This is a genomic window from uncultured Corynebacterium sp. (genome assembly GCF_945649885.1).
Lineage (GTDB): Bacteria > Actinomycetota > Actinomycetes > Mycobacteriales > Mycobacteriaceae > Corynebacterium.
In genome coordinates this window covers 1-2751 of the sequence record NZ_CALZFS010000202.1, presented here as the reverse complement: position 1 = coordinate 2751, position 2751 = coordinate 1, and the positions used below count along the sequence as shown (strand labels likewise).

Annotated in this window: 4 protein-coding genes; all 4 read left to right on the top strand. The window is 55.7% G+C overall.

The features are described 5' to 3' along the window. Positions 1–149, top strand: a 149-nt coding sequence (locus Q0M74_RS13760; RefSeq protein ID WP_293955416.1) for a 30S ribosomal protein S6, incomplete at its 5' end; no start/stop codon positions are given. Between the two features lie 33 nt (positions 150–182). Continuing rightward, entirely contained in the window at positions 183–854 is a 672-nt protein-coding gene (locus Q0M74_RS13755) for a single-stranded DNA-binding protein (RefSeq protein ID WP_293955414.1), read from the top strand. Positions 855–905: 51 nt separating this feature from the next. Continuing rightward, positions 906–1358, top strand: a complete 453-nt coding sequence (gene rplI / locus Q0M74_RS13750) for a 50S ribosomal protein L9 (protein WP_293955412.1) — start codon at positions 906–908, stop codon at positions 1356–1358. Between the two features lie 743 nt (positions 1359–2101). Further along, positions 2102–2751: DnaB-like helicase N-terminal domain-containing protein (locus tag Q0M74_RS13745; protein WP_293955410.1), on the top strand; the 650-nt coding region annotated here is incomplete at its 3' end.

Here is a 2751-nt window from a genome sequence, read left to right as displayed (position 1 = left end):
GTCTGGCCTACCAGATCAACAAGAAGGAAGAGGGCATCTACGCCGTCGTCGATCTCAAGTGTGAGTCCGCGACTGTGCTGGAGCTCGATCGTGTTCTGAACCTGAACGATGGTGTCCTGCGCACCAAGGTTCTGCGACTCGATAAGTAAAGAACTTTAGCTCTAGAGAGGTAGTTGAAGGACATGGCACAGGGAGATACCACCATCACCGTTGTCGGCAACCTAGTTGCTGACCCGGAGTTGCGCTTCACCCCATCGGGTGCGGCGGTCGCTAACTTCCGAATCGCATCCACCCCGAGGACCTTTAACCGGTCCACTAATCAGTGGGAGGATGGCGAGGCTCTGTTCCTCACCTGCAATGTCTGGCGCGAAGCTGCCGAGAATGCAGCTGAATCCCTGACGAAGGGCATGCGCGTTATCGTGCAGGGCCGTCTCCGTCAGCGTTCCTATGAAACCCGTGAGGGTGAGAAGCGCACCATCTTCGAGGTTGAGGTCGACGAAGTCGGACCATCCCTGAAGTACGCCAAGGCAGAAGTCACCCGTAATGCACGTGGTGGTGGCCAAGGCGGCGGCTTCGGTGGCAACCAGGGTGGAGGCCAGGGCTTCGGTCAGGGCGGAAACCAAGGTGGCAACCAGGGCGGATTTGGCCAGAATTCCGGTGGATTCGGTGGACAGCAGGGAAATCAGGGCGGCTTCGGTGGCAACCAGGGTCAGTCCGGAAACAACTTCAACCAGGGTGGATTCGGCGGAGGAAACAGCAATCAGGCTGCGACCCCCGACAATGATCCCTGGAATTCTGCACCACCCGCCGGTAGTGGTGGATTTGGTGGCGCAGACGATGAGCCCCCGTTCTAACTTTTCTTCTATTTCCAACATCACATACTTACACCACGAAAGGCAGGGATCATGAAGCTGATCCTCACCGCCGCCGTTGAGAACCTCGGTGTCGCTGGCGACATCGTAGAGGTCAAGGACGGCTACGGACGTAACCTGCTGCTCCCGCGTGGCCTGGCCATTCCGGCTACCCCGGGCGCTGAGAAGCAGATCGAGGGCATCAAGCGTGCCCAGGAGGCTCGCACCATTCGCGACCTCGACCATGCTCGCGAAGTTAAGGCTCAGCTTGAGGCACTTGAGGGTGTCCAGGTTGCAGTCCGCACCTCCGAGAGCGGTAAGCTGTTCGGTTCCGTGAAGGCTGACGACGTCGTCGCAGCAGTCAAGGCAGCCGGCGGCCCGAACCTGGACAAGCGTGCCATCGTTCTCCCGAAGAACCTGGTCAAGACCACCGGTAAGTACCAGGTAGAAGCAAAAATTCATGAGGGCATCGTGTCCCGCGTGAAGTTTGAGGTCGTCGCAGCGTAACGACAACGCGCATGCGACGGCGGTGCACACAACCAATTGTGTGGCACCCAACGACAACAGCATTTTTCGACCCCACACCAAACAGCAGGTGTGGGGTCGAAATCTATTTCCACACCCGTCTGGGAACTGTACGGTGGTGCAGTTTAGATTGCTTGACGGGTGCTTGACGGATGCTTGGCGAGGCCCCCTGTTTTTCAACCCGGTGTGGGGTGAGGCACCATTGTTTCAGCGCTCTTTTCAGGATGGTGGAAACCCTGTGGACAATGGTTTGAAAATAGTTATCCCCTGCCTGTGGATAACTTCGGGTGATTGTGGATAGTTAACCTGGTGTTATCTTCTCTCAAAAGCCCTGCATAACCATAGTGTAGGGAAATCAGCCCTCACATAACCGCAGGTGAGAATAGTTATCCACTGTTTCTTCCTAGTTGTCCACAGTTATCCACAGGGAAAAATGCTTGCCTGACCTGCATTGATCTAAGTGTGATGAAGGATACGTCCGGAGTTGTCCACAAGTTATCCACAGGCTGGAGGCCTAATTGTGAGAAACTTGCCCAGACTGGGGAAGAATTAGTGAATGACAGCATTTGTTAACCAAATGTTCTGTGGATAGTTTTGGCATTTCTGTCTCAAAAACAGTGTGTCTCTGGACAAGAATGTGGGAAGTCATGACAGTGGCAACATGGACATGACTAAACGTGAGGAAATCATTAAAGTGATGCACGCCAAGAGAAAGGGGATCAGCGATGTCAGCTGATAGTTCAGCAGCGAGTTTTGACGATGACTTTGTTCCCCCAACGGAGCCGAGTGAGTCCTATCCACCGGAGCCTTCGGATATGCCGGCCCCCGCATTTGATGATGTGGATTTCGGTCCTGCGATGATTGGTGGTGGCCCTTCCCGTGACAAGGACCAGGGTGGAGCCTTCAACCAGGGAAACAGTCGGGGTGGTGGCCGTAAGGGCCGTGGTCGTGATGACAACAACCCCCGTGAATACCGTGATTTCCGCTCCCCGCCCTATGACAATGATGCCGAGATGGGCGTGCTGGGTGCCATGCTGCTCAGCCCGAACACTGTCATTGACATCCTGGATGTCCTGACTCCTGAGGACTTCTACCGGCCTGCGCACCAGCTGATCTTCCAGGCGATCATTGACCTGTTCAGCGATAACAAAGACATCGACCCGGTTATCGTTTCGGGGCGTCTTGACCGCACCAATGATCTGGACCGTGTGGGTGGTGGCGGCTATCTACACACCCTGATCCAGTCGGTGCCTACCGCGGCCAATGCGCGTTATTACGCGGAGATCGTTGGTGAAAAGGCCATTCTGCGTCGTCTGGTGGACGCAGGCACACGCGTTGTCCAGCTGGGTTATGAAGGTGATGAGGGCGCGGAGAT